This is a genomic window from Flavobacterium psychrolimnae, from assembly GCF_003312425.1.
In the GTDB taxonomy this organism is placed as follows: domain Bacteria; phylum Bacteroidota; class Bacteroidia; order Flavobacteriales; family Flavobacteriaceae; genus Flavobacterium; species Flavobacterium psychrolimnae.
The window spans coordinates 1-25,509 of sequence record NZ_QNUX01000009.1; the positions used below are offsets into that span (position 1 = coordinate 1).

A 25,509-nucleotide genomic window follows, 5' to 3' on the forward strand; every position below is an offset into this window, starting at 1 on the left:
GAATAAAACTGAATTTAAAAGGAATGAGCCCGATACAATATCGAGCTCATTATTATCAAAATTAATTATAAATTTGTCTAAACTTTTGGGGGCAGTCTATAATTTGAAAAGCCTTTTTTTATGGTTTAAATTATCATCGTCAACTGAATTCTCTTTCTGTCCTCATCGACTTCCGTTACTTTTACCTGAACGTGTTGGTGCAATTTTACTACTTCATTCACATCACTCACAAAATCTGCTTTGAGTTGAGAAATGTGAACTAAGCCACTTTCTTTTACGCCAATATCCACAAAACAACCAAAATTGGTAATGTTATTGACAATTCCAGGTAAAACCATTCCTGTTTTTACATCTTTTATTGTTTTTACATTCGGGTCAAATTCAAAAACTTTAGCTGATTTTCTTGGGTCTAAACCTGGTTTTTCAAGTTCTTTTATAATGTCTTTCAATCCCAATAAACCTATTTCAGGTGTAATGTAATTTTCCGGTTTGATCAGAGCTGTTTTTTCTTTGTTGGCAATCAAATCATGCACTGTCAATTTCAAATCTTTGGCTATTTTCTCCACAATTCCATACGCTTCGGGATGAACCGCTGAATTATCCAACGGGTTTTTTGCATTCGAAATCCGGATAAAAGCAACGCCTTGTTGGTACGCTTTTTCACCTAAACGAGGCACTTTTTTGAGTTGTTTACGATCTGTAAATGGACCGTTTTCAGAACGATAATTCACAATATTTTCAGCCAGCTTCTCTCCTATTCCGCTCACATAACTCAGTAAATGTTTACTCGCCGTATTAATGTTTATTCCAACTGAATTCACGCAACGAATTACTGTATTGTCTAATTCTTCTTTTAATTTATTTTGATCTACGTCATGTTGGTATTGGCCTACGCCAATGGCTTTCGGGTCAATTTTTACCAATTCTGCCAAAGGATCTGATAATCTTCTTCCGATAGAAACCGAACCTCGAACCGTAACATCATAATTAGGAAATTCGTCTCTGGCAATTTTTGAAGCAGAATACACGGATGCTCCGGCCTCTGAAACGATAAAGACTTGAACCGGCTTATCAAAAGCTATTTTCTTGATAAAGAATTCGGTTTCTCTCGAAGCCGTTCCGTTTCCTATTGAAATTGCATCAATTTTATAGGAATTAACCATCGACCGAATTTTTTTCATCGCCATCGCTTCCTCTTTTTGAGGCGCATGCGGATAAATGGTTTCGTTGTACAACAAATCTCCTTTTTCATCTAAGCATACAATTTTACATCCGCTTCTAAAACCTGGATCAATGGCTAGAATTCGTTTTTCACCCAAAGGCGGTGCCAACAATAATTGTCCCAAATTATTCGCAAAAACCTGAATCGAATTGGCATCAGCCTTAGCTTTAGCTTCTTGCAACGCTTCGTTTGAAATGGCTGGATTCAGTAATCGTTTGTAACTGTCCTCTATGGCTAATTGTACGTGAGACGTAGTTTTGTTTTGACCTTTTAAAACTAACGCATCAATAATATCATAGGCTTCATCAATATCAACTTCTACTTTAAACTTGATAAAACCTTCATTTTCGGCACGAAGCATCGCTAATAATCGATGAGATGGTGCTTTAGTCAATGGTTCTGACCAATCGAAATATTGATTGAATTTCTGAGCTGCTTCGTCGTCTTTTTTTGTTTTTACAACTTTGGTGGTAATGATTGCTTTGCGCTCGTACAATCGTCGGAGTTGCTTTCGAATATAAATATTTTCATTAATCCATTCGGCAATAATATCTCTGGCGCCTTGCAAAGCCGCATCTTCATTGACGATATTTTCATTCAAATATTTTGTCGAAATAAAATCGACATCATCATTATTTTGCGCCATAATAATTTTAGCTAATGGCTCCAATCCATTTTCGCGCGCAGTATCGGCTTTTGTTTTTTTCTTCTTTTTAAAAGGTAGATAAAAATCTTCCAATTCCTGTAAATCGAAACTTTGCTGGATTTTTTTCTCTAATTCCGGGTTAAGTGCATTTTGTTCCTGAATCGATTTTAAAATCGCTTCTTTGCGTTTTACAATCACTTCATATTCCTTCTGAAATTTGGCAATTTGCTCAATAAAAACCTCGTCCAAATTACCGGTTTTATCTTTCCGATATCGCGAAATAAATGGAATGGTACAGTCCTCTTGTAATAATTGAACGGTATTTTGAATGTTTATAGCTGCAGTAGCAACATATTTTTTGATATAATCGATGTTTGTCATAATGCTGACCTTATTAGGCGGGTATAGATTTTAATGGAAAACAAAAATACATTGTTTTTTAACCAATTTTAAGCTTGTTCAAAATATAATTAAATTTTAATGTTGTGATTACTAAATTTTTAACTAATTTTATAAGTCCCTGATTTACAGTTATTAAAATCCTGCTAACTATGAAAAGTAAGTAAACAATTAATACCTCACAAATATGGAAACTACTACTATTAAACGTTTTTTGCTAATTGGATTAGCGTTAACATTTTTATCATTTGAATTACCATCTGGCTGGTTTAAATCCGGAAGTGATCCAAACAGTTATGATATGAGAGTCGAAAAAGGAGCCGGTTACGACGGGAAAAATGCCGCAACTATTCAATCCATAATGCCTAATATTTCGGGATTTGGTACACTTATGCAGAGTTTTACCGCCGAAAAATATCTAGGCAAAAGAATCCGACTTTCCGGATATGTAAAAACAAAAGATGTTGCCGGTAAAGCTTGCTTTTGGTTGCGAGTTGAAAAAGCGAATTCCCAGCAAATACTTTCGTTTGATAACATGAATGACCGCCCTATAATTGGCACAAATGACTGGAAAAAGTATGAAATTGTAGTAGATGTTCCTGCAACTGCTTCAAAAATTTCATACGGTGCATTAGTGCGAGGAACAGGAAAAATCTGGTTTGACAATTTGAGCTTCGAAATTGTAGATAGTTCCGTGGAAACAACTGGAAAGAAAATTGAAAAATCAGAAAAAATTATAGAACCTACCAATTTAAATTTTGATGAATAGTACCTCAGAATTTTTAATCCAATTAATCTCAAAATGAAATTCCAATCTCTAAAAATTATATTTTCAGGATTGGAATTTCTGTTTTGTGAAACTATCTTACTATGCTTTTAAAAAAAATGAATTTCACCCAATGCTTCATATTTTTAAGCACATTATTCTATTTTAGAACATTGAATTTTGTTCCCATTTATTCTTGCTAAAGCGCTATCTTTGGATCAAAATCCCTTGTTTATGTCTTTTCTATTTTGGTATTTTCCACTTATTAACTTAGTTGCTTTTTCAATAATAGGAATAGACAAACGACTGGCTATTCAGCAAAAAAGACGCATTTCAGAACGAAATTTATTACTTTCAAGTGCAATCGGCGGAACAATTGGTTCTGGATTAGCGATGCTTATTTTCCGCCATAAAACTTCAAAAATGTCTTTTTTATGGAAGTTTTTTATAATTGGTATACTCCAAGTTTTTTTAGTGTATTTCTACGTTATAAAATCTAAATAATTACTCCTGTTGATTACTTCAAAAGTAGCGTCCGGATACCCTTTTGCGAAAGCAGCAGGAACTTTCGATTTTTTAGTTTCACTCCACTTAAACTCAAACCCAGCAAGTGCATCTCCTTTTTCTTCAAGCCAATCCAATTCTTGCTGATCATAAGTGCGCCAGAAATAATTATTGGTTTTTGTTTTAAGGTAATTTTGTTTTTTAACGCGTTCTACTGCCAAATAATTTTCCCATAAATCGCCTACATCTGTTCTGGAATCCAAACGGTTGAAATTATTAATAATACCGTTTCTGATGCCATTATCATAAAAATACCAACGACTGGATTTAACAATTTCTTTTCGAAGATTGCGACTGAATCCTTCAACTTTGAAAATAATAAACACTTTAGAAAGTAAATCTAAATAATTTGCCACAGTGTTTTTAGACATTTGTAATTGATTTGCCAATTCCTGCAACGAAACTTCTTTTCCTAACTGATGCGCTATCAAACGTAGTAAATCGTATATTTTATCAGCATGTTTTATACCTTCAAAAACTAAAATATCTTTTAATAAATACGAGTTGATGATTTCATACAAATACTCTTTTTTTTCCTCCCAATCAGGATATTGAAGCAGTTCCGGATAACTTCCAAAGAGTAATCGCTCCTCTAATTTTTCTGTAGTTTGCTTGTAATTTTCGTATTGCGAATATTCCATTTGTGCTATTGGAAAAAGGTACATAGTGTTTTTTCGTCCTACTAATGGTTCGCCAAGATTGTTGTTTAAATCAAATATTGAAGAACCTGTAGCAATGATTTTTATTCCTTCAATAGAATCTACAATTAATTTTAGAATAAGTCCAATATCAGGAACCGTTTGAGCTTCATCTATAACCAGTACGTCAATATTGTGTAATAATCGCTTGTAATTAGCAACGGAACGTTCTTTGAGTAAATTTGCATCATTAATATCTTCTCCGTTTAGTTGCAAATAACTTCCATCAGGAATAGTTTGAAGATAATTTTTTAGTAATTCGGTTTTTCCAACACGACGAGCACCAAGTAAAATCAATACTTTGTTAGGAAGTACTTTTTTACCAAAATCTTGAAACAATGCTCTTTTTAAATAATTTTCCATGCTATTTGATTTAAAAAACCCAAACCAAATATAATCAAAAAATAGTAATTCAGTCAACGTACTGACTGAATTTACATTAATTCAGTCAACACACTGACTGAATTAATGTAAATTCAGTCAATAAAAAATTCTAACAAGAAATTTTATCTACTCTATTTTGGTGTCTTCCACCTTCAAATTCAGTGTTTAAAAATGCTTCTACCATTTCTACTGCTTGTGGAATCGAAGTAAAACGCGCAGGAATACTAATAATGTTCGCATCATTATGCTGACGGGCCAAAACTGCAATTTCTTTCATCCAGCATAAAGCAGCGCGAACTTTAGATTGTTTATTCACCGTCATTGAAATTCCGTTTCCGCTTCCGCAAATAACAATTCCAAAATCAGCTTTACCTTCAGAAACATCTGTGGCAACAGGATGTCCAAAATCAGGATAATCCACGCTTTCTGCTGAATCGGTTCCGTAATTCGTTACTTCATATCCTTTTGCTTGCAACATTTCAACAATTGCTTTTTTGTAATCCGGTCCTGCGTGATCGTTTCCTATGGAGATTTTCATATAATATGTATTAAGTTGTGTGGTGCAAATTTAAATAAAGTATCTATACTGAATGAATTAAATAAGACTTCTTTATTTGATAATTTCACTTCAAATTCAGCATCAAAATTACATTCAATATTTAGTTTTGTAACTATCAGATTATGATTTATTTAGCAGTTATCAACAATTCTTTTAAATGTATAATTAGCTGTAAATCAATGAAAAATTTATATTATAAATGTTAAAAAATTGCATTGTTAATAGCAAAACGGAATTGCTTGATATTCAGTTAACTTTAAATTAACACACTATGTTCATAACTTTGGATAGAAAATAAGAACTATTTTTTGGTTGTATCGAAAAAAAAAGTAATCCAAAACCCAGTTTTTAAATCCTAATTTAGTTTGAGGAATTTTTAGAATAGTTATCAATATTAAAAAGTAGGTTATCAACAAAAAACGGTAGTGTGAGTTATTTACAAAACCAATAGTTTTTCTGTTATCAACCATTGTTAATTAAAATCTAAAAACACTTTAAAACTAATACTTTATCCTAAAATAAGTATGTTGATAACTCCCAATAACATCCTAAAACTTGATTTCAATGCATTTTAAAATAAATTTATTGCCACTATTAACAAGCTATAATAACAACCAGGAAAGATTTTAAATTTAAATTTTCTTTTTGTTTATTTAAATATATGTTGACAACTTTCAAAAAATTCAAAGTCAAAAAATTCATTTTAGATTGATTTCAGTTTCAAACGATTTTCAATTTGTTGTTCAAGTTGTCTAATAGTTCCTGAACTTTTTCAAAATCGTTGAAATGAATTTTGAGTTTGATTCCACCGTATGCGAAACTGCCAAAAGGATCGATGGAAACCAACGTTTCGTTTTCAAAAAAATAGTTAATCTCTTCTTGCTCCAGCAAATGCTTTATTACTACAATTTCATGGGAATAATTGAAAATTGCAATGGTTTGAAATTCTTCCATTTTTGATACTTTTTATAAAGATACAACTATTCTGTAAAGTTATATTTTCTTTAAAACTGTGCACTCTGTACTGATAACAGTTTAGTATTTTGTAATTTTAGACTTTTAAGAACAGATTTATGAGTAAAAGATTAAGAAAGCCGATAAAAAAAGGGAAAGATTTCTCTGAAAAAATTATAAAAATATTATCGCAAAGTGCTAATAAAGCATTCAACTACAAACAAATAGGAGCAAAGCTAGAGCTTGACGATACCGAAAGCAGAAATCAAATTATCAAAGATTTGAAGATTCTGGCTTCGCAAAATAAAATTATAGAGTCAGAACCAGGTAAATACTTAGTGAAAGCTGAAAGTAAAGAATATTACGAAGGTAAGATTGACATGACAGGACGTAAAACAGCTTATTTTGTTTGTCCTGATATGGAAGAAGATGTCTTTATTCCTACAAATAACTTAAACCACGCTTTAGACAAAGACATTGTCAAGGTTTATGTTTACAATCGTAGAAAAGGAAAAAGACCAGAAGGTGAAGTAATTGAAGTCCTTGAAAGACATAAAACTGATTTTGTTGGTGTTATTGACATTCAAGCTAATTTTGCTTTTGTTTCTACCGCAAATCCAAAAATGTACACTGATATTTTTATTCCAAAGGATAAAATAGGCGAGGCGGAGCAAGGCGATGTAGTTTTGGTTCATATCGAAGATTGGCCAGCCAGAGCTGACAGTCCTTTTGGTTCTGTAATAAAAGTTTTAGGGAAACCTGGAGAGCACGATACAGAAATCCATGCAATTCTTGCTGAATACGGTTTGCCGTCAGAGTTTCCTATTGAAGTGGAAACGTTTGCACAAAAAATTGATACTTCGATAGAAGAAAGTGAAATTGCCAAACGTCGCGATATGCGTGATACGCTGACTTTTACCATTGATCCAAAAGATGCGAAGGATTTTGATGATGCACTTTCATTCAAGAAACTAGAAAATGGTAATTACGAAATTGGTATTCACATTGCCGATGTATCGCATTATCTTCAAGAAGGAACAATCCTGGATGATGAAGCGTATCAAAGAGCAACATCCGTTTATTTAGTGGATCGAGTAGTGCCAATGTTACCCGAAGTATTATCCAATTTTGCGTGTTCGTTACGTCCAAATGAAGAAAAATATACGTTTTCGGCCATATTCGAAATCACAGAAACCTCTCAAGTAGTGAATCAATGGTTTGGAAGAACAGTAATTTATTCAGATCAGCGTTTTGCTTACGAAGAAGCGCAGTACATCATAGAAACCAAAGACGATTTGATTCCGGAAGAAATTTCGATTACAGGAAGTTCGTATCAAGTTTCAGCAGCAATTGTTGCTGCGACGCTAAAAATGGATGAGTTAGCTAAAATTCTTAGAAAAAGAAGAATGGCTGAAGGAGCGATTTCTTTTGATAAAGTAGAGGTGAAGTTCAATTTAGATGAAGCCGGCGAACCTCAAGGAGTTTATTTTAAAGTTTCAAAAGATGCGAATCATCTGATTGAAGAATTCATGCTTTTAGCCAATAGAAAAGTAGCGGAATATATTGGAAAACAAAAAAAGACTTTCATTTACAGAATTCACGATGAGCCAAATGAGGATAAACTTTTTGCGATGCAAGCTGTTATTGCCAAGTTTGGACATAAAATTGATTTTAAACAAGGTTCTATTTCACAAGCTTTGAATAAATTAATGGAAGATGTAAATGGTAAAAAAGAACAGAATTTAATTGATACGCTTGCGATAAGAAGTATGAGTAAAGCTAAATATTCTACGGATAACATAGGACATTACGGTTTAGCTTTTGATTATTATTCGCATTTTACATCGCCAATTCGTCGTTATCCGGATGTCATGGTGCATCGATTGTTGCAACATTATCTGGATGGAGGAAAATCTGTTGATGAAGAAACGTATGAAACAAAATGTTTGCATTCGTCAACCATGGAAGGTTTAGCAACCAATGCGGAACGTGATTCTATCAAATACATGCAGGTAAAATACATGCAGGATCATCAGGATGAGGAGTTTTTAGGCGTAATTTCCGGTGTGACAGAATGGGGAATTTATGTTGAAATCATCGAGAATAAATGTGAAGGAATGTGTAGAATCAGAGATATAAAAGACGATTATTACACCTTTGACGAAAAACAATATGCACTAACCGGCGCAACTTCTGGAAAATTATTACAATTAGGAGATGAAATTTACGTTAAAGTAAAAAATGCCGATTTAGTTAAAAAACAACTGGATTTTAATTTTTTAAGAAGAATTGAAGAACCGTTAAAATAAAAAAAAATGAAAAAATTAGTGATTATTGCTTTTGTATTTTTAAGTCAATTTACAAACGCTCAAGTAACCAGAAACTTAGGAGATTTTGATGAAGTTAAAGTTTTTGATAAAATCAATGTCAAATTAATTGAAGCTTCAGAAAACAAAATTGTAGTAACCGGAGCACGCGCTGACGAAGTGGAAACGGTGAATAAAAATGGAGAATTAAAAATCAGAATGCCATTTCCTCAATTATTATCTGGAGATGATATTATTGTTAAATTATATTTTAAAAACCTGGAAAGCATTGCAGTTAGTGAGGGGAGTTATGTTTCAAGCGAAAAAGATTTTAAACAAACAAGCTTAGATTTGAATGCAAAATCTGGAGGAGAAATAAAATTAGAAATAGATGTTGACAAAGTAAACATTAAAGCGAATGCTGGTGGAATAGTTACTTTATCAGGAAAAGCGAAAAATCAAGATGTTGTAATTACATCGGGCGGAATTTTAAATGCTAAGGATTTAGAGACTTCACAAACTACAATAAGCGTTGCTGCTGGCGGAAAATCTGAAATTCATGCTTCTACATTAGTTGATGCAAAAGTTCGTGCTGGTGGCTCTATATTTATCTACGGTAAACCAAAACAGATTAACAAGGAAGTGTTCATTGGCGGTACGATTTTAGAAAAAAATTAGTACTTTGGTTTAGATTTTAGCGTAATAAATTTAAATTTTTAATGATAAACGACATTTTAGCTGGCATTCCTTGGGGAATTTTCTTGAGTTTTATGATTGGTCCTGTTTTTTTTATTTTACTGGAAACAAGTATTATAAAAGGATTTAGAGCGGCTTTAGTATTTGATTTAGGAGTGATTTTAGGGGATATTGTTTTTATAGGAATTGCGTATTTAGGAAGCTACCGATTGATTCAAAGTTTAAAAGATCAACCGGCTCTTTTCATTTTTGGTGGAGTATTGATGTTGGCTTATGGTATAATTTCGTTCATACAATTAAAAAAAGAACAGAAAATAAATACGGATATTATTGACAAAGAAATTGTCAAAAAAAATTATATAAGCCTTTTCATAAAAGGTTTTTTGTTGAATATTATTAATATTGGCGTACTGGGTTTTTGGCTGGCAATCATTATTTCTGTTGGACCAAAATTAGAAATGCAAACACCTAGAATGATTACTTTTTTTATTGCAGTTATTGGAACTTATTTGTTTGTAGATTGTATCAAAATTCTTTTAGCGAAGCAGTTAAAAACAAAACTAACACCAGTAAATATTCTAAAAATTAAAAAAGGAATCAGTATTGTAATGATGGTTTTTGGGATGGTTCTAATCACTCAAGGTTGGTTCCCGGAAGAAAAAGAAATGGTTAAAAAAGCATTTGATAAAATAGATAATTAATAGATAATAATTTTTATAAAATAGTAAAAGCCTTGACTCTAATTAATTTAGAATCAGGGCTTTTTTTATTTTAAACATATAAGTCATTTAAGTTTTTTTTAAACCATTAAGAAATTAAGTTTCATTAAGGCTTAACACTTAATTTTTCTTAATTTCTAAATGGTTTAAATTAGAAACTTTTTGATTTTTCTTAAAAATTAGACATAAAAAAACCTCCAAATTACTTTGAAGGTTTTAGAGGTATCTCCCGAAGCTTCTGGACGGATTCGAACCCTATAATTACTTAATTTTTCCTAAAAATTTGACATAAAAAAAACCTCCAAATTACTTTGAAGGTTTTAGAATATTATCCGGATTCGAACCATAACTTTATTTAATTTTTTCTAAAAATTAGACATTAAAAAAACCTCCAAATTACTTTGAAGGTTTTAGAGGCATCGTCCGGATTCGAACCGGAGTAGGAGCTTTTGCAGAGCCCAGCCTAGCCGCTCGGCCACGACGCCATGGTTAAACGGATGGCAAAAGTACTTAAAAAGTTTAATGTTTAAAAGATTAAAGTTTAAAAGTTTTAAAAAATATTTTAAATTAACTTCTGTATTCTTCTAATTCAATAGTAACTGCTTCAACATCACCGCCAATAGGAGGATTGAGTTTAGAAACCGCTACAATAATTCTGGATATCTCAGGAATTTCTTCAAATATTCTCGTCAAAATACGGTGTGCCACATGTTCTAATAAGTCAGAACGAATCGCCATTTCCTCTACAACAATACGATTCAAGAGCACGTAATCAACAGTATCTTTCAAATTATCCGTTATACTGGATTTTCTCAAATCAGTCTTCACTTCTAAATTTACGGTATAGTCAGACCCAATTTTTCCTTCTTCGATTAAACAACCGTGGTAGGAGTAGGTTCTGATATTTTTAAGTTTTATGATTCCCATTATTTTATTTTTTTGTTTAAAGTGTAAAGTTTAAAGCGGAATTGCTAACTTTTCATAGGTTTCTATGGAAACATTAAACATTAAACCTTAAACTTTTTTACCTTTGCTAAAATAAAACAAAAAAATGTCAACTGAAGAAAAATCACTCCATTTTATAGAACAAATCATTGAAGACAGTTTATCAAACGGTTTTCCTCAAGATAAATTACGTTTCCGTTTTCCACCAGAACCTAATGGTTATTTGCATATTGGCCATGCCAAATCAATTTGCTTGAATTTTGGATTAGGCTTAAAGTACAATGCGCCAGTTAATTTGCGTTTTGACGATACAAATCCTGCCAAAGAAGAGCAAGAATATGTAGATGCCATAAAAGAAGATTTGCAATGGTTGGGTTTCAATTGGGCCGAAGAACGCTATGCATCTGATTACTTCCAGCAATTGTACGATTGGGCTGTAAAAATGATTAAAAATGGTAAGGCTTATATTGACAGTCAATCATCAGAAGATATGGCGTCACAAAAAGGAACACCAACACAACCAGGAGTTGATGGACCTTATAGAAACCGTTCTGTTGAAGAAAATTTGACTTTGTTTGAAGGAATGAAAAATGGAGATTTTGAAGAAGGAAGCCATGTTTTGCGTGCCAAAATTGATATGACTTCGACTAATATGTTGATGCGTGATCCATTGATGTATCGTGTTTTACACCGCCATCATCACAGAACTGGAAACGATTGGAAAATATATCCAATGTATGATTTTGCACATGGAGAAAGTGATTATATAGAGCAAATTTCACATTCTATTTGTACATTGGAATTTGTTATGCACAGAGAATTATACAACTGGTTTTTGGACCAAATTTATGATGACTCGAAAGTAAAACCACATCAATATGAATTCGCCCGTTTGAACTTGAATTACACTGTAATGAGCAAGCGAAAACTGTTGCAATTGGTACAGGAAAACATAGTAAATGGGTGGGATGATCCAAGAATGCCTACAATTTCAGGATTGAGAAGAAGAGGTTATACAGCCAATTCTATTCGTAAATTTTGTGATATTATTGGAGTTGCCAAAAGAGAAAATATAATTGATTTTTCACTTTTGGAATTTTGCTTGCGCGAAGATTTGAATAAATCGGCTCCTAGAGTAATGGCTGTTTTAGATCCAATAAAATTGGTAATCACGAATTATCCGGAAGATAAAGAAGAATGGTTAGAAGCCGAAAATAATCAGGAAGACGAAAGCGCAGGATTTAGAAAAGTTCCTTTTTCTAGAGAATTATTTATTGAAAGAGAAGACTTTTTAGATGATGCTCCGGCTAAATTTTTTCGATTGAGTTTAGGAAGAGAAGTACGTCTAAAAAATGCTTACATCATTAAAGGAGAAAGTGTTATAAAAGATGCAGCCGGGAACATTACGGAGATTCATGTAACGTATGATGAAGACAGCAGAAGTGGAAGTGGGAGCGAAGCCAGTCAAAGGAAAGTGGCCGGAACATTGCATTGGGTTTCGATACAACATGCTTTAGAAACAGAGGTTCGTCTCTACGATCGCTTGTTTATTGATGAAGCGCCAGACAGTCATAAAGAAAAAAATTTCTTAGAATTTATGAATCCAAGTTCATTACAAATTGTAAAAGGATTTGTAGAACCAAGTTTGGCAATGGTTCAATCTGGAGAGAAATTCCAGTTTCAACGTTTGGGTTATTTCAATGTGGATAAAGATACGGCTGAAGGCAAAATTGTCTTTAATAAAACCGTTGGATTAAAAGATGCTTGGGAAGAAAAAGGCAAAAAAGAAGAAAATTTATTGATGAACACTCAAAAAGAAATCAATAAATATGTAAAAGAAAAGGACGAAAACAATGCCAATTTGATTCTAAACAGCATTGTTGAAAATATAAAAAGTATTGATAATTACAGTTTAATTATTCAGACTATTGTCAAAAATATCAAGAATGATAATAACTCGTTATTGTTTTCAAATTTGATTTTACATCATTCTGATAAAGTACAGGTAAAAGATATTGAAGAAGAATCTTTGACTAAATTTTACACCATGTCATTAAAAAGTCAAATGGCTGCTGTTCGAATTTTAGCAATTGAAAATTTACAAAATGATTTGAGTAATTTTAATCTTTTTCAAACACAGCTCTCAGAATTAAAAACAAATGAGAAAAACGAAAAAGTGTTACAATTATTAAATGACTTAAAAATATAAGATCTATTTTCAAAATAGATTTTATCAATTTAAAGCTCTCTTTTTAGAGGGCTTTTTTTATTATTGTAATTTCTTATCGAAATATTTATTTTGATATTTTTATCTGATTAAAAACAGCCTCTATAAATCGTTTTTTAAGATGTTTTTCGGAATAAATAACAGTCAGTATAAATTTCAAATAATCGCTTAACAGCGCGCTTTTATTTGCTTTTTGTCTTATATAAATACACTTTAACGAGTTGTTAACGGGATGTTGTTAATAATTGTGTAACTTTATAAAACAAACTCTTAAAATTTAGAATTATGTCGAATACTACAGGGAATACATTATTGGCTGTTTTAGCAGGAGTAGCAATTGGAGCTGGATTAGGAATTTTGTATGCACCAGATAAAGGGTCAAAAACCAGAGGTAAATTGAAAGATGGTTTTGACGATGCTAAAAATGATCTTCAGAGTAAATTTGATACGGTATCTTTACAATTGACTGACAAATTAACAACTGCTAAATTTGACTTAGAAGAAACTTATGAAGATTTGGTTTCAAATATGAGTCATAAAACCGAAGAAGTAATTTCTTTTTTAGAAGAAAAACTAGCGGAGTTAAAACGACAAAATGCAAAGCTTCAGAAATAGTCTTGATTCATCGATCTAACAAATCTTAAAACTAAATACATGGCTTTTGAAGAATTAAAAGAAAATACGGAGGATATTCAGGAACAAATACAAGGGTATATCCAGAGCAATGTGGCTTATTATAAATTATGGGGTTTCAAAGTAGCAATGAAATCGACGACCATGATTCTTAAGTTCACATTGATTTTTTTGTGTTTTAGTATGGTTTTACTGTTTTGTTCTATAGCAGGAGCAATGGCAATTGGTAAATATTTAGATAATTATCCATTGGGATTTTTAATAATAGGAGGGATATATTTATTGATAACCAGTCTATTATTTTTAATAAAAGATAAAATTGTAGAAGGACCAATATTAGAGAAATTTTCAGAAATATTTTTTAACGACTAATTTATGGAAACCAAAAAATATTCTTCTTACGCTCAAATCGACAGAGAACTTGAAATTTTAAAGATTGAAAAAGAACTCAGTTATCAAAAATTGGTTTTTGGTGTAAAGAAAACTAAAGAAAGTTTTACACCTCAAAACATTGTAAGCGATTTAATAGGATCGTATAGTTCTGTTATTCCTTATGGAGCAATCGTTTCAACGGCAGCACCATTTATACTCAATAAAGCAATTCCGTTTATAAAAAATTGGTTTGCAAAAAGAAAAAGAGGCGTTTAAGCCTCTTTTTTTATGATTTAAGTATTTATTCTTCCGTATCAGGAGTTTCTGGTGCATCAGGTAATTCGACCGCATTTTCCCTTCTAGAATTCCCTCTTTCACTTCTCTTTTTCATCAATTCTCCTACTTGATTAGAAGCGCTGAACGAAGCAATCATGTTATTAAGCATGTCACTTCCGGCTTGTGGAGAATTTGGTAATAAAATCAAATTTGAATTGGCATCAGCACCAATAGCTTGCAGCGTATCATAATGTTGGGTTACTACAATCAATGCTGAAGCTTCCTGTGAATTGATTCCAACTCTGTTCAAAACATCTACACTTTCTACCAAACCTTTTGCAATTTCTCTTCTTTGGTTCGCAATACCTTGTCCTTGTAAACGCTTACTTTCTGCTTCTGCTTCTGCTTTAGCTACAATTCTAATTCTGGATGCTTCTGCTTCAAATTCAGCAACCGTTTTTTCTCTGTCGGCAGCATTTATTCTGTTCATGGCATTTTTAACTTGAATATCCGGATCGATATCTGTTACCAAAGTATTGATGATTGTGTAACCATAAGTAGTCATGGCTTCGTTCAATTCTCTTTTTACAGCAATGGCAATATCATCTTTTCTTTCAAAAACATCATCCAGTTTTAGTTTTGGAACTTCAGCACGAACGACATCAAATACATAAGAAGTAATTTGATCGTGTGGATATTCCAGTTTGTAAAAAGCATCATAAACAGTCTCTTTGATAACCATAAACTGAACCGAAACTTTTAGCTTCACAAAAACGTTGTCTTTGGTTTTTGTTTCAATGATAACATCTAATTGTTGAATTTTTAGATTCACACGACCTGCAATTCTGTCAATTAATGGAATTTTCAAATGCAAACCGGATTGTCTGATACTTAAAAATTTTCCGAATCGCTCTACAACAACAGCGGTTTGCTGTTTGACTGTAAAAAATGAAGAAAGTAAAATGAAAAACCCAAAGACCAGTAGGATAATTAAAGCAATGTTCATAATGTTTTTATTTTTAGTTAAAAATTATCTCACAATTTACAAAAAAACTTTAGGTTTGTCTTTGTAAATTCCAATAATATGAGAAAAATATCACTTAGTTTAGTTTTTATTTTCATTTCAATAACAGCCTTTTCCCAATATAAATACAGAGACTCAAATAGAATTGGAATCAGTTTTGGTGTCAATCAATTTACCTTAAACACGAATAATTTCCAAACAAAACCAGAATTAGGTTGGAATGCAGGACTTTCCATGCGGGGAAATTTCTATAATAATTGGGATATGGTTTATGCAGTTCAGTTTAGTGAAAACAATTTTTCTGTTGCAACAAATAGTTTGACCTTGGCAAAAGAAGATGTAAATTATAAATTGGCTTCCGCCCAAATTTCGCTACTAGCAAGTTTAAAAATTATCGAAAGTCATTTGAGTATTGAGTTTGGACCCATTGTTCAAGTAAATGGGAAGTTAAATTTAGAAAACAAAGAGGAGAACAATGTCATTTCCGGTACAACGTTGTTAGCCAAAGATATTAGGGAGATTTCAAATTTTAATTTTTATCCAACAGTTGGAATCACTTTTGGTGTTCGTCATTTCAGAGCTAATGTTTCCTATCAATATGGAGTCAATAACATGTTCGAAAACTTAAACAACAAGAATTTAGGAGTTAATTTCAAGGGAAATCCAGGAATACTTAATGGGAATTTGATTATTTATTTGTAACTAATCACATAAGAATATAAAGTAGAAGGCTCAAAGTTCACTAAATAAACCTAGTGAACTTTGAGCCTTTATTGGAGAACTTTGTCTTTAAAAGCTACAAAGTCGCTATTGCTTTTTGAATTCTTTGAATAGTTTCGTCTTTTCCAATTACTTCAACGATATCAAATAGGTGAGGACCTTTCAGCGCTCCAACCAAACTCAAACGAAATGGTTGCATTACTTTTCCCATTCCAATTTCATTTTTCGTCATCCAGTCTTTGACAATCGTTTCAATATTCATAGAAGTGAAATCGGTAATTTCTTCCACAACAGAAATTAATTCCTGCATTAATGCCGGAGTTTCTTCCTTCCAGTTTTTGCTTGCTTTTTCATCATACACTTTTGGAGCCACAAAAAAGAAATCACTCATTTCCCAAAATTCAGAAACAAAATGCGCGCGTTCTTTAATTAAAGAAACCACTTTTGTTAGAACAGTATCAGCTACAGAAAACCCTTTTTCAGCCAAAATAGGAGCATAGGCTTTCGCCAAAGTTGCATCTTCTTGCTTGATTAAATACTGGTGATTGAACCATTTGTTTTTTTCCGGATCAAATTTAGCTCCAGCTTTATGAACTCTGTTTAAGTCAAATGCTGCAACTAATTCTTCCAGCGAGAATAATTCTTTATCGGTTCCGTCATTCCAACCTAATAATGCTAAAAAGTTGATTACTGCTTCCGGGAAAAATCCTTTTTCTCTGTAACCTGATGAAACGCCTTCTGCGGTTTGCCAATCCAATGGAAATACAGGAAATCCCATCTTGTCACCGTCACGTTTGGATAATTTTCCGTTACCAATAGGTTTCATAATCAATGGTAAATGTGCAAATTCCGGCGCTTCCCAACCAAATGCGCGGTACAATAAAACGTGTAAAGGCATTGATGGCAACCATTCCTCACCACGAATTACGTGAGACGTTTCCATTAAATGATCATCCACAATATTAGCCAAATGATAGGTTGGCATTCCGTCACTTTTAAACAATACTTTATCGTCTAAAAGATTCGTTTCAAATTTCACATCACCACGAATAATGTCATGCAAATGCAAGGTTTCGTTTACCGGAGTTTTAAAACGGATGACATAATGTTCTCCAGCAGCAATTCTTTTAGCAGTTTCGTCTGCAGAAATCACTAACGAAGTGTCCAGTTTTTCTCTGTTGGTATGATTGTATATAAAGGTTTTTCCTTGTTCTTCTTCTAGTTTTCTTGCTGTATCCAAAGCTTCTGCTGTATCAAAAGCATAATACGCATTCCCGGAATTGATTAATTCAGCAGCATATTGTTGGTACAAATCTTTTCTTTCGCTTTGACGGTATGGACCAAATTTTTCATTTTTACCAATGGTCTCATCTGGTGCAATTCCTAACCATTCCAGCGCTTCCATGATATATTCTTCGGCAGCGGGAACAAAACGGTTTTGATCCGTATCTTCAATTCTCAGGAAGAATACGCCATTGTTTTTTTTGGCAAACAAATAATTGAATAATGCGGTACGAACTCCGCCAATATGTAAAGGTCCAGTTGGACTTGGTGCAAAACGCACCCGAACTTGTTTAGACATTGCTGTAAATTTTTTGCGAAGATACAAATTCGATTTCTCATGTTATTATCTGAAAATGAGATAATTTAAGATTAATGAGTTTGATGTTTTTTAACATCTCTTTATTCATATAAATTGTTACTTTTATTGGTTACAAAAAACAAAGCATAAATTTTGGAAACTCAGCAATCTATTTATCAAAAATTAGAAGCTTTCATCAGAAAGTTTTACACCAACGAATTGATTCGGGGAACTATTTTCTTTATCGGTTTAGGATTGTTGTATTTCTTTTTTACGCTTTTTGTTGAATATTTTCTTTGGCTCAAGCCAATGGGAAGAACCATTTTATTTTGGACTTTCGTTGGAGTAGAAGTCTTTTTGTTGTTTCGTTTTATTTTGTTTCCAATTTTTAAATTATTCAAACTTCAAAAAGGAATCGATTATAATCAAGCTTCTACAATTATTGGAAATCATTTTACAGAAGTGAGCGACAAGCTGACTAACTTTTTGCAATTATCAAATCCGAATGAACATCAAATCAAATCGGAATTATTGGCCGCATCGATTGAACAAAAAGCGAATGCGTTGCAACCAATTCCTTTTGGGAATGCCATTAATTACAACCGAAACAGAAAGTATTTTCCTTTGGCTTTAATTCCAATATTATTATTTGCTTTCTTTTATTTCTCGGGTAACAGCAGCATGATTTCTCAAAGTTTGAATAGAGTAGTGCATTTCAATTCGGCTTTTCTGCCGCCAGCTCCTTTTAAATTTGTGGTTCTTAATTCGAATTTACAAACCGAACAAGGAAAAGATTTTATACTTCGAATTAAAACTGAAGGAAAAGTAGTTCCTGAGAATGCGATGATTTTTATTGACGATGAAAGTTATTTTATGGAATCATCTAAAGCAGGTGAATTTCAATTTAAGATGGCGAAGCCTTCAGAAAATGTTTTGTTCCACGTGGAGGGAAATGCCATTTCTTCTCCGGATTATGAATTGAAAGTTATAACTGTTCCTTCGATAGCTAATTTTGAAATGCAGTTGAACTTTCCTTCGTATTTGAATAAAAAACCAGAAACAATCAAAGGAACAGGAAATGCGGTTATTCCGGAAGGAACAAGTGTAACTTGGAAAATGAACACACAAGCCACACAAAATGTAGTGTGGATGGATGGAATCTCGAAAGCTAGTTTTTCGAAAACAGAAAACACCTTTGTTTTATCAAAAAATATAGTTCAAAACACAGATTATCAAATTTTTACTTCAAATGAGAAGGTAAAAAACTATGAAAAACTCAATTATCAGCTCACAATTGTCAAAGATCAGTTCCCAACAATTAATGTGAACAATGCACCAGACAGTTTGAAGGTGGCTAAGAACTATGTTTTAGGTCAAATCTCAGATGATTATGGTTTGTCTAAACTTCAGATTGTTTATTACGAAAGAGAGAAGCCACATACTGCCAAACGTGGAACAATTGCTATTAAGAAAAGTGCTTTTGACCAATTCGTATTTTCGTTTCCAAGTAATCTTCCGGTGGAGCAAGGAGTGTCTTATGATTATTATTTTGAAGTTTTTGATAACGATGCCATTCACAATTTCAAAAGTACAAAGTCTTCCGTTTTCTCGAATCGTGTTTCCACAAATGAAGAAAAGGAAGATCAAATTTTGCAACAGCAAAATGATAACATCAACAGTTTAGAGAAGTCTTTAAAAAACCAGGACAAGCAAATTTCTGAAATGGAGAAGTTGCAAAAAACGGGAAAAGAGAAAGAAAATTTGGATTTCAAAGATCAGCAAAAAGTAAATGATTTCATAAAGCGTCAAATGAAACAGGATGAGATGATGAAAGAATTCACTAAAAAAATGAACGATAATTTGGAGCAATTCAAAACCGATAAAAAGTATGAGTTGAAAGAAGAGCTTCAAAAACGAATGGACAAAGCCGAAAAGGAATTGGAAAATAACCAGAAGCTTTTGGATGAATTGAATGAACTGAACGATAAAATTCAGAATGAAGAGTTGTTGACTAAGTTGGATAAATTTAAACAAAACAGTAAAAACCAAACTAAGAATTTAGAACAATTGGTAGAGTTGACAAAGAGGTTTTATGTCGAAAAGAAAGCAGAACAATTAGGAGACAAATTGGACAAGCTTTCTGAGAAACAAGATAAATTATCGGATGATGAAAAGGAAAATAATCTGGATAAACAAGAAGACATCAATGCTGAGTTTGATAAAATCCAAGATGATTTGAATGATTTGGAAAAAGAAAATAAGGAATTGAAATCACCTATTGACTTACCTAAAGACGATGCTAAAGAAAAAAGTATTGATGAAGATTTAAAGAAAGCTTCTGAGGAATTGAAGAAAGACAAAAAGGACAAAGCCAAACCAAATCAAAAAAACGCATCTAAAAAAATGAAAGAGATGGCGCAAAAAATGGCACAAACTTTGGAGCTAGGTGAGATGGAACAGGTGGAGGAAGATGTTGCCATGTTAAGACAAATCTTGGACAATCTATTAGCATTTTCTTTATCCCAAGAAGACTTGATGAACCGATTTAAAAAGCATAAATCAGGATCTCCGGCGTTCAATAAAAACATCAAAGTCCAACAGGATTTAAAACAACAGTTCAAGCATGTTGATGATAGTTTGTTTGCGATGTCGTTGCGCAATCCTAAAATTGCGGAGGATATTACTAAAGAAATTGGCAATGTAGTTTACAACGTAGATAAGTCTTTGTCAAGTTTAACAGATGCTCAAGTTCCAAAAGGTTTGTCGCATCAACAATATACTGTTTCTGCGGCTAATAAACTTGCAGATTTTCTAAGTGATATGCTTAACAATATGCAAATGGAGATGTCAGGAATGGGTTCTGGGAAACCGAAGCCAGGACAAGGACAAGGAATGCAATTGCCGGATATTATTAAAAAGCAAGAAGGTCTTGGAGAGAAAATGAAAGACGGAATTAAGAAAGGAGAGAAGCCTGGTGACGGTCAAAAAGGACAAAACGGCAAACAAGGAAAACCTGGCGAATCTGGTCAAGAAGGCGAGGGTGGAGAAGGCGATGCACAAGCTATAATGGAAATATATAAAGAGCAAAAGCAATTGCGCGAAGCATTGCAAAACGAATTGAATAAACAAGGATTGGGAGGTAGTGGACAAAGCGCTTTGGAACAGATGAAGCAAATTGAAAAGCAATTACTGAACAAAGGCTTTAAGAACGAAACACTTCAAAAGATTCTGAATGTAAAACAGGAATTATTGAAATTGAATTCTGCCATTCAGCAACAAGGAGAGGAAAATAAACGCCAATCTGAAACCAATAAAAAGGAGTTTAATAATCAATCTAATGCACTGCCAGCTGCTTTATTAGATTATTTGAATAGCATAGAAATATTAAATAGACAATCCTTACCTTTGCGCTCGAATTTTAATCAAAAGGTTCAAGAATATTTTAATAAAAAATGATCAATTTTAATTACGAAACCGACTTTAATTTAGATAACGAAGAAGCTATTGCAGCTTGGTTGGGAAATGTCATTACGTCGGAAAACAAGAAAGAAGGAGAGATAAATTACATCTTTTGTGATGATGAATATCTGCACAAAATCAATGTTGAGTATCTCGACCATGATACATTAACAGACATCATCAGCTTTGATTATTCTATGGGTAATGAATTGCACGGAGATATTTTTGTTTCTATCGAAAGAGTAAAAGACAATGCTGCTGACTTTAATTTTTCCTTTGAGGAAGAATTAAAGCGCGTGTTAGTTCATGGAATTTTACACTACTGCGGTTATAAAGACAAATGTGAGGCAGAAGAACTTTTAATGCGTTCTAAAGAAGATGAAAAAATCGCTATGTTTCACGTGGAACAATAGTACTGTTTTTGTTTTTAAATCTAAAGTGTTTCACGTGGAACATTTAGTATTGGTTTGAAAACACGTTTATAATGTTTCACGTGGAACAAAATATAGATTTCAAAATTACAATCCTGAACAAGGATTAAATTATAAAAGAAGATGTTTCTAAATGAATATGATGTAATCGTTGTGGGTGCAGGTCATGCGGGTTCAGAAGCTGCTGCCGCTGCCGCAAATTTGGGTTCAAAAACCTTGTTGGTTACAATGAGCTTGCAGAACATTGCCCAGATGTCATGTAATCCAGCGATGGGTGGAATTGCCAAAGGACAAATTGTGCGTGAGATTGATGCGCTTGGAGGATACTCGGGAATTGTTTCGGACAGAACTGCAATCCAGTTTAAGATGTTGAACAAATCCAAAGGTCCTGCAATGTGGTCGCCGCGTGTTCAAAGTGATCGTATGCGTTTTGCTGAGGAGTGGAGAATGATGTTAGAAGGAACTCCAAATCTTGATTTTTATCAAGAAATGGTTAAAGGTTTGATTATTGAAAACGGAAAAATAAAAGGAATTCGAACTTCGCTTGGAGTGGAGATTCGTTCTAAATCGGTTGTGTTGACCAATGGAACTTTTCTGAATGGTTTGATTCATATTGGCGAGAAACAATTTGGTGGAGGAAGAGCAGGCGAGAGTGCTGCACATGGAATCACAGAAGATTTAGTTGCTGCAGGTTTTGAATCGGGTCGTATGAAAACGGGAACACCGCCCAGAGTCGATGGACGTTCTTTGGATTACTCGAAAATGAATGAGGAGAAAGGAGATGCTAAACCGGATAAGTTCTCCTATTCAGATGTAACTTCTCCGTTGATTCATCAGAGATCTTGTCACATGACGTATACGTCTCTGGATGTTCACGATATTTTGAGAGAAGGTTTTGATCGTTCACCGATGTTTAACGGAAGAATAAAAAGTCTTGGACCAAGATATTGTCCTTCCATTGAAGACAAAATTAATCGTTTTGCTGATAAAGAAAGACACCAATTATTTGTGGAGCCAGAAGGATGGAATACGTGCGAGGTTTATGTAAATGGATTTTCTACTTCGCTTCCTGAAGATATTCAATTTAAAGCGTTGAGTTCCGTTGTGGGATTTGAGAAAGTAAAATTCTTTCGCCCGGGTTATGCAATCGAGTATGATTATTTCCCTCCGACACAATTAAAACATACATTGGAAACAAAGCTTATTGAAGGTTTGTATTTCGCTGGACAAATAAACGGAACTACCGGATATGAAGAAGCTGCTTCTCAAGGATTGATGGCTGGAATAAATGCGCATTTAAAAGTGCATGAAAAAGCGCCGTTAATTTTAAAAAGAGACGAAGCGTATATTGGTGTTTTAATTGATGATTTAATCACGAAAGGAACTGAAGAGCCATACAGAATGTTTACTTCTCGTGCAGAATACAGAACCTTGTTGCGTCAGGATAATGCTGATTTCAGATTAACGCCAATGTCACATGAAATAGGTTTGGCTTCAGAAGCGCGTTTGCGCAGAATGGAACACAAACTAAATGAATCTGAAAAAATGGTGGCTTTCTTCAAAGAAACGAGTGTTTCGGTTGCGGAAGCAAATCCTATTTTAGAATCAAAAGATACGGCGCTGATTACACAAGGAGATAAAATGTTCAAAGTGTTTTCTCGTCCGCAAATTGATTTAGAAGACATCATGAAATTTGATAAGGTTGCAGCTTATATTGCAGAAAATGATTTGGACCAAGAAATTTTGGAACAAGCCGAAATCCAAGTGAAGTATTCTGGTTACATAGAAAAAGAAAGAAACAATGCTGATAAGTTACTTCGATTAGAAGATGTGAAAATTCCGGAGAATTTTGATTATGAAAAAATCAAATCAATGTCAATTGAGGCTAAACAGAAATTGAGTAAGATTCGTCCTGTAACTATTTCTCAAGCATCAAGAATCAGTGGTGTTTCGCCAAGTGATGTTTCGGTGTTGCTGATCTATATGGGACGATGAGAAAGTGTTCAGTAATCAGTATACAGTCGTCAGTTTGATCTGCGTCCTTTAATTAATACTGCCAATAAACACTGAATAGTAAAAATTGTTCCACGTGAAACTATTAAATAATTTATTAAAATAATTTTCAGGAATCGTATTAAACTGAGTACTGAAAACTGACCACTGAAAACTAAAAATGGACATTTCAAACCAACAGCCTTTTTTAACCGTTAAAGATTATTCTGTTTCTCAGGAAATTTTTGATTTATATCATGATGAGAAATTAGATATGCTGATTACAACTCCGCAACCCAGTTTAGAAAATTTAGGAAAGTATTACGAAAGCGTGGATTACATTTCTCACACGGATAGCAAAAGGTCTTTATTTGAAAAAGCATATCATTTTGTAAAAACCATTGCGCTTAAAAACAAATTGAATTTAATCAATTCGTTGCAACCCAATAAAGGAAGCATTTTAGACATTGGTGCTGGGACAGGAGATTTTTTATCTGTGGCCAAAGAAAACGGTTGGCATACGATAGGAGTGGAGCCAAGCGAAAAAGCAAAAGCGATTGCAAAAAAGAAAGGTGTTTCATTTGTTGGGGAAACAAGTGAATTAGAGAATCAGTCTTTTGATGTGATTTCGATGTGGCATGTTTTGGAACACGTTCCAGATTTGGAAAACCAAATCAAAGAATTGAAACGATTACTAAAACCAAACGGAACTTTAATTGTTGCTGTTCCAAATTTCAAATCTTTCGACGCAAAACATTACGGAAAGTTTTGGGCCGCTTATGATGTGCCAATTCATTTTTGGCATTTTTCTAAAACGGCAATAAAAATGCTTTTCGAAAAAGAAGAAATGAAATTGGTAAAAGTACTTCCTATGAAATTCGACTCTTTTTACGTGAGCTTGCTTTCTGAAAAATACAAAACAGGTAAAATGAATTATGTTAAAGCCTTTTTTGTCGGATTGCAATCAAATTGGAAAGCGAAGAAGAATTTCGAGTATTCTTCACACATTTACATCCTAAAAAACAACTAAAATTCATTTTAAGCGCATTTAAGGATATTTTTTGGTTAATTCGAGGGTGATCATTAGATTTTAAAACTAATCCTCTTAATTAAAAGATATGAAGACCGTTTATAATAGTCATAAATTATACATTCATTAATCATAATAATAAAATCCTATATCATAAAAAAGTAGCATTTTTTAAACTTTATGTCAATGCTATCTATTTTTTTATATTTTTGTCACCAATACTCAAAACTAGAAATTTATCAAAATGAAAAAAGCATTATTAATTATCGCGTTATCAATTTCAATTGTTGCTTGTAACAAACCAGCCGAAGCAGCTAAAGAAGTAAAAACAGCTTACGTAGACACTTCTGAATTAATGAAAGAATATACAGAGGCAAAAGACCTTGAAGCAAAATATAAAACTAAAGCAGAAGAAAAAGGAAGACAACTAGAAGCTGAAATTGCAAGATTCAAGCAAGAAGCAGCAAGTTTTCAAGCGCAGGCACAAGCTAATGGTCAAGCGTGGGCACAACAAAAAGGTGCTGAATTGCAAAAGAAAGAACAACAATTAAGCTACGCACAACAAGCATTGTCTCAAGAATTGCAAGTGGAGAGCGGAAAAGAAATGGATTCTTTAGTAAGCGGAGTAAAAAAATTCATCAAAGCGTACGGAAAAGAAAAAGGATATGCATACATCTACGGTACAGGTGACGCGGCTTCAATTTTATACGCTGAAGACAAATTTGATATCACTAAAGAAATCATTAAAGGTTTGAACGACAAATATAAAGCGCCTGCTAAAACAGAAGAAAAAGCAGAAGCTAAAAAATAATTTTTTTATATTAATTCAAAAAATTGCCTTCGTCTAGCTTTAGATTGAAGGCATTTTTTTTGAAGCTATTTCCCGCTATCCGCTGTAATCTCTC

The 25,509-nt window shown here is 33.1% G+C and carries 22 protein-coding genes and 1 tRNA gene; 15 read left to right on the forward strand and 8 right to left on the reverse strand.

Annotated features, from left to right (window positions below):
• Window positions 1-125: 125 nt before the first annotated feature.
• Complete coding sequence (locus DR980_RS10240; RefSeq protein ID WP_113635745.1) at window positions 126-2,249, reverse strand: Tex family protein; 2,124 nt, start codon at window positions 2,247-2,249, stop codon at window positions 126-128.
• 205 nt (window positions 2,250-2,454) lie between these two features.
• Between DR980_RS10240 and DR980_RS10245 the strand changes: the two genes are divergently transcribed.
• The gene (locus DR980_RS10245) at window positions 2,455-3,036 is read left to right on the forward strand and encodes a hypothetical protein (protein WP_113635747.1); all 582 of its coding nucleotides are present in this window, start codon (window positions 2,455-2,457) and stop codon (window positions 3,034-3,036) included.
• A gap of 231 nt (window positions 3,037-3,267) precedes the next feature.
• Window positions 3,268-3,537, forward strand: a complete 270-nt coding sequence (locus DR980_RS10250) for a DUF1294 domain-containing protein (RefSeq protein ID WP_113635750.1) — start codon at window positions 3,268-3,270, stop codon at window positions 3,535-3,537.
• Here DR980_RS10250 and DR980_RS10255 read toward each other — a convergent pair.
• The 3 genes from DR980_RS10255 to DR980_RS10270 form a co-directional block, all read right to left on the reverse strand.
• Window positions 3,516-4,658, reverse strand: a complete 1,143-nt coding sequence (locus DR980_RS10255) for an ATP-binding protein (protein ID WP_113635752.1) — start codon at window positions 4,656-4,658, stop codon at window positions 3,516-3,518. The genes DR980_RS10250 and DR980_RS10255 overlap by 22 nt on opposite strands.
• Before the next feature lie 130 nt (window positions 4,659-4,788).
• Complete coding sequence (rpiB, locus tag DR980_RS10260) at window positions 4,789-5,217, reverse strand: ribose 5-phosphate isomerase B (RefSeq protein WP_113635755.1); 429 nt, start codon at window positions 5,215-5,217, stop codon at window positions 4,789-4,791.
• Between the two features lie 741 nt (window positions 5,218-5,958).
• A complete protein-coding gene (locus tag DR980_RS10270; protein WP_113635759.1) occupies window positions 5,959-6,192 on the reverse strand; it encodes a DUF2007 domain-containing protein in 234 nt (77 codons plus the stop codon).
• Window positions 6,193-6,311: 119 nt separating this feature from the next.
• Between DR980_RS10270 and rnr the strand changes: the two genes are divergently transcribed.
• The 3 genes from rnr to DR980_RS10285 are packed head-to-tail and all read left to right on the forward strand — an operon-like array spanning window position 6,312 to window position 9,895.
• Entirely contained in the window at window positions 6,312-8,501 is a 2,190-nt protein-coding gene (gene rnr, locus DR980_RS10275; protein ID WP_113635761.1) for a ribonuclease R, read from the forward strand.
• A 6-nt stretch (window positions 8,502-8,507) separates the two neighbouring features.
• Window positions 8,508-9,176: a head GIN domain-containing protein gene (locus DR980_RS10280; RefSeq protein WP_113635763.1), complete on the forward strand. Its 669-nt coding sequence runs from the start codon at window positions 8,508-8,510 to the stop codon at window positions 9,174-9,176.
• A gap of 41 nt (window positions 9,177-9,217) precedes the next feature.
• Window positions 9,218-9,895: a LysE family translocator gene (locus DR980_RS10285; protein WP_113635764.1), complete on the forward strand. Its 678-nt coding sequence runs from the start codon at window positions 9,218-9,220 to the stop codon at window positions 9,893-9,895.
• 432 nt (window positions 9,896-10,327) lie between these two features.
• On the opposite strand, the gene DR980_RS16355 is transcribed toward DR980_RS10285, so the two are convergent.
• Both DR980_RS16355 and folB read right to left on the reverse strand, forming a co-directional pair.
• Window positions 10,328-10,398 (reverse strand) — tRNA-Cys (locus DR980_RS16355).
• 82 nt (window positions 10,399-10,480) lie between these two features.
• Entirely contained in the window at window positions 10,481-10,840 is a 360-nt protein-coding gene (gene folB / locus DR980_RS10290) for a dihydroneopterin aldolase (protein ID WP_113635766.1), read from the reverse strand.
• 124 nt (window positions 10,841-10,964) lie between these two features.
• Between folB and DR980_RS10295 the strand changes: the two genes are divergently transcribed.
• The 4 genes from DR980_RS10295 (at window position 10,965) to DR980_RS10310 (ending at window position 14,366) form a co-directional block, all read left to right on the forward strand.
• Window positions 10,965-13,067, forward strand: a complete 2,103-nt coding sequence (locus DR980_RS10295) for a glutamine--tRNA ligase/YqeY domain fusion protein (protein ID WP_113635769.1) — start codon at window positions 10,965-10,967, stop codon at window positions 13,065-13,067.
• Window positions 13,068-13,370: 303 nt separating this feature from the next.
• The gene (locus tag DR980_RS10300; protein ID WP_113635771.1) at window positions 13,371-13,700 is read left to right on the forward strand and encodes a YtxH domain-containing protein; all 330 of its coding nucleotides are present in this window, start codon (window positions 13,371-13,373) and stop codon (window positions 13,698-13,700) included.
• A 39-nt stretch (window positions 13,701-13,739) separates the two neighbouring features.
• Window positions 13,740-14,090, forward strand: a complete 351-nt coding sequence (locus DR980_RS10305) for a competence protein (protein WP_113635773.1) — start codon at window positions 13,740-13,742, stop codon at window positions 14,088-14,090.
• Window positions 14,091-14,093: 3 nt separating this feature from the next.
• Window positions 14,094-14,366, forward strand: a complete 273-nt coding sequence (locus tag DR980_RS10310) for a DUF6327 family protein (protein WP_113635775.1) — start codon at window positions 14,094-14,096, stop codon at window positions 14,364-14,366.
• Window positions 14,367-14,391: 25 nt separating this feature from the next.
• On the opposite strand, the gene DR980_RS10315 is transcribed toward DR980_RS10310, so the two are convergent.
• Window positions 14,392-15,372, reverse strand: a complete 981-nt coding sequence (locus tag DR980_RS10315) for an SPFH domain-containing protein (protein ID WP_113635777.1) — start codon at window positions 15,370-15,372, stop codon at window positions 14,392-14,394.
• Window positions 15,373-15,450: 78 nt separating this feature from the next.
• Between DR980_RS10315 and DR980_RS10320 the strand changes: the two genes are divergently transcribed.
• Complete coding sequence (locus DR980_RS10320) at window positions 15,451-16,092, forward strand: porin family protein (RefSeq protein ID WP_113635779.1); 642 nt, start codon at window positions 15,451-15,453, stop codon at window positions 16,090-16,092.
• A 94-nt stretch (window positions 16,093-16,186) separates the two neighbouring features.
• Here DR980_RS10320 and gltX read toward each other — a convergent pair whose 3' ends face one another.
• Window positions 16,187-17,692, reverse strand: a complete 1,506-nt coding sequence (gene gltX, locus DR980_RS10325; RefSeq protein WP_113635781.1) for a glutamate--tRNA ligase — start codon at window positions 17,690-17,692, stop codon at window positions 16,187-16,189.
• Between the two features lie 153 nt (window positions 17,693-17,845).
• Here gltX and DR980_RS10330 point away from each other — a divergent pair, with 153 nt between their 5' ends.
• The 5 genes from DR980_RS10330 (at window position 17,846) to DR980_RS10350 (ending at window position 25,415) form a co-directional block, all read left to right on the forward strand.
• Entirely contained in the window at window positions 17,846-21,148 is a 3,303-nt protein-coding gene (locus DR980_RS10330) for a DUF4175 family protein (RefSeq protein ID WP_113635783.1), read from the forward strand.
• The gene (gene ybeY / locus DR980_RS10335) at window positions 21,145-21,564 is read left to right on the forward strand and encodes an rRNA maturation RNase YbeY (RefSeq protein ID WP_113635785.1); all 420 of its coding nucleotides are present in this window, start codon (window positions 21,145-21,147) and stop codon (window positions 21,562-21,564) included. The genes DR980_RS10330 and ybeY overlap by 4 nt, the downstream gene beginning before the upstream one ends.
• Window positions 21,565-21,705: 141 nt before the next feature.
• The gene (mnmG, locus tag DR980_RS10340; RefSeq protein WP_113635787.1) at window positions 21,706-23,577 is read left to right on the forward strand and encodes a tRNA uridine-5-carboxymethylaminomethyl(34) synthesis enzyme MnmG; all 1,872 of its coding nucleotides are present in this window, start codon (window positions 21,706-21,708) and stop codon (window positions 23,575-23,577) included.
• A gap of 178 nt (window positions 23,578-23,755) precedes the next feature.
• Window positions 23,756-24,604, forward strand: a complete 849-nt coding sequence (locus DR980_RS10345; RefSeq protein ID WP_113635788.1) for a class I SAM-dependent methyltransferase — start codon at window positions 23,756-23,758, stop codon at window positions 24,602-24,604.
• A gap of 244 nt (window positions 24,605-24,848) precedes the next feature.
• The gene (locus DR980_RS10350; protein ID WP_091166481.1) at window positions 24,849-25,415 is read left to right on the forward strand and encodes an OmpH family outer membrane protein; all 567 of its coding nucleotides are present in this window, start codon (window positions 24,849-24,851) and stop codon (window positions 25,413-25,415) included.
• Window positions 25,416-25,509 lie beyond the last annotated feature (94 nt).

Excerpts from the sequence above, each read along its gene's own strand:
- DR980_RS10245 (WP_113635747.1), top strand. The coding sequence starts at position 2,455 with ATGGAAACTACTACTATTAAACGTTTTTTGCTAATTGGATTAGCGTTA.
- mnmG (WP_113635787.1), top strand. The coding sequence starts at position 21,706 with ATGTTTCTAAATGAATATGATGTAATCGTTGTGGGTGCAGGTCATGCG.
- DR980_RS10315 (WP_113635777.1), bottom strand. The coding sequence starts at position 15,372 with ATGAACATTGCTTTAATTATCCTACTGGTCTTTGGGTTTTTCATTTTA.
- DR980_RS10310 (WP_113635775.1), top strand. The coding sequence starts at position 14,094 with ATGGAAACCAAAAAATATTCTTCTTACGCTCAAATCGACAGAGAACTT.
- DR980_RS10240 (WP_113635745.1), bottom strand. The coding sequence starts at position 2,249 with ATGACAAACATCGATTATATCAAAAAATATGTTGCTACTGCAGCTATA.
- DR980_RS10350 (WP_091166481.1), top strand. The coding sequence starts at position 24,849 with ATGAAAAAAGCATTATTAATTATCGCGTTATCAATTTCAATTGTTGCT.
- folB (WP_113635766.1), bottom strand. The coding sequence starts at position 10,840 with ATGGGAATCATAAAACTTAAAAATATCAGAACCTACTCCTACCACGGT.
- DR980_RS10280 (WP_113635763.1), top strand. The coding sequence starts at position 8,508 with ATGAAAAAATTAGTGATTATTGCTTTTGTATTTTTAAGTCAATTTACA.
- DR980_RS10300 (WP_113635771.1), top strand. The coding sequence starts at position 13,371 with ATGTCGAATACTACAGGGAATACATTATTGGCTGTTTTAGCAGGAGTA.
- DR980_RS10295 (WP_113635769.1), top strand. The coding sequence starts at position 10,965 with ATGTCAACTGAAGAAAAATCACTCCATTTTATAGAACAAATCATTGAA.
- rpiB (WP_113635755.1), bottom strand. The coding sequence starts at position 5,217 with ATGAAAATCTCCATAGGAAACGATCACGCAGGACCGGATTACAAAAAA.
- DR980_RS10270 (WP_113635759.1), bottom strand. The coding sequence starts at position 6,192 with ATGGAAGAATTTCAAACCATTGCAATTTTCAATTATTCCCATGAAATT.
- ybeY (WP_113635785.1), top strand. The coding sequence starts at position 21,145 with ATGATCAATTTTAATTACGAAACCGACTTTAATTTAGATAACGAAGAA.
- rnr (WP_113635761.1), top strand. The coding sequence starts at position 6,312 with ATGAGTAAAAGATTAAGAAAGCCGATAAAAAAAGGGAAAGATTTCTCT.
- DR980_RS10345 (WP_113635788.1), top strand. The coding sequence starts at position 23,756 with ATGGACATTTCAAACCAACAGCCTTTTTTAACCGTTAAAGATTATTCT.
- DR980_RS10305 (WP_113635773.1), top strand. The coding sequence starts at position 13,740 with ATGGCTTTTGAAGAATTAAAAGAAAATACGGAGGATATTCAGGAACAA.
- gltX (WP_113635781.1), bottom strand. The coding sequence starts at position 17,692 with ATGTCTAAACAAGTTCGGGTGCGTTTTGCACCAAGTCCAACTGGACCT.
- DR980_RS10320 (WP_113635779.1), top strand. The coding sequence starts at position 15,451 with ATGAGAAAAATATCACTTAGTTTAGTTTTTATTTTCATTTCAATAACA.
- DR980_RS10250 (WP_113635750.1), top strand. The coding sequence starts at position 3,268 with ATGTCTTTTCTATTTTGGTATTTTCCACTTATTAACTTAGTTGCTTTT.
- DR980_RS10255 (WP_113635752.1), bottom strand. The coding sequence starts at position 4,658 with ATGGAAAATTATTTAAAAAGAGCATTGTTTCAAGATTTTGGTAAAAAA.
- DR980_RS10285 (WP_113635764.1), top strand. The coding sequence starts at position 9,218 with ATGATAAACGACATTTTAGCTGGCATTCCTTGGGGAATTTTCTTGAGT.